General features: G+C 68.2%; 1 protein-coding gene. It reads left to right on the forward strand.

Features of this window, described 5'->3' with window-relative positions; translation table 11 throughout:
• Positions 1 to 99: 99 nt before the first annotated feature.
• The coding region (arsK, locus tag EN969_RS26835) for an arsenite efflux MFS transporter ArsK (RefSeq protein WP_164758514.1) at positions 100 to 1,121 on the forward strand (1,022 nt) is incomplete at its 3' end.

A 1,121-nucleotide genomic window follows, 5' to 3' on the forward strand; every position in this document is an offset into this window, starting at 1 on the left:
CCTGCTGCGTCAGGGATGCGGACGCCAAGGCAACCGGCGCATCGGGTTGCGGCTGCGCAACCGATGCCGAGCCGAGAAGAGCCGTATCGGCCGGCATCGATGCCTGACCGGTCCGTCCTGCGCAAGGCGATCTGGGCGCTTGGGCTGACCCAGATCATCGGCTACGGCACGCTCTATTACAGCTTCTCGATGCTGGCGCCGGCAATGGCACGCGAGTTCGGGCTCACGGAAGGCTGGGTATTCGCAGCCCTGTCGGCCTCGCTGTTTGCCGGCAGCCTGTTCGCGCCGACTGCCGGGCGGTGGGCCGACCGCTTCGGCGCCGGCCGCCTCATGACCGTCGGCTCGGTCGCGGCGGCTGTGGCGCTGGCGCTGTGCGCCGTCGCACCCGGCCGCGTGAGCTTCGTTCTGGGATTGCTGGCGATGGAACTGGCCTCCAGCTTCGTCCTCTACAGCGCTGCCTTCGTGTTGATCGTGCAGGTCGGGGTTCCCCGGCCGCAACGCAGCATCACCCATCTGACGCTGATCGCCGGGTTTGCCTCTACCCTGTTCTGGCCGCTGACCTCGGCGCTGCATGCGCATCTCACATGGCGCGAGGTCTACCTTTTGTTCGCCGCTCTCAATCTCGGCCTATGCCTGCCGATCCACGCCTGGCTGATGCGCCTGTCGCGTCGCCACGCAACGGTCACGCCGCATGAGCGCGGCTCCGCCCCCGATGAAGCGGGAATGCCGCTCGATGCGCGGCGCGGCCGGGCCGCATTCCTGCTGATGCTGGCGGGGTTCGCCACCGAAGGCTTCGTGCTGTCGGCGATCCTCATCCACATGGTGCCGCTGACGGCGGCCCTTGGGCTCGGCACCGCAGGCCTCTTCGTCTCGACCCTGTTCGGGCCGGCGCAGGTCGCCAGCCGGTTGATCAACATGCTGTTTGGCGGGCGGCTGCAGCAGACGCACCTTGCCGTCATTGCCGCGTCACTGCTCACGGCCGGGCTGTGTGCGCTGTTGCTGACCACGCCATGGCTGCCCGGCGCCTTCGTGTTCGTGTTCCTGTTCGGCCTCGGCTCCGGCCTCACCAGCATCGTCGGCGGCACCTTGCCGCTCGAACTCTTCGGCCGCGAAGGCTATGG

The sequence above is a fragment of the Mesorhizobium sp. M7A.F.Ca.CA.003.01.2.1 genome (assembly GCF_003998945.1).
GTDB classification, from domain to species: Bacteria; Pseudomonadota; Alphaproteobacteria; order Rhizobiales; family Rhizobiaceae; genus Mesorhizobium; species Mesorhizobium ciceri.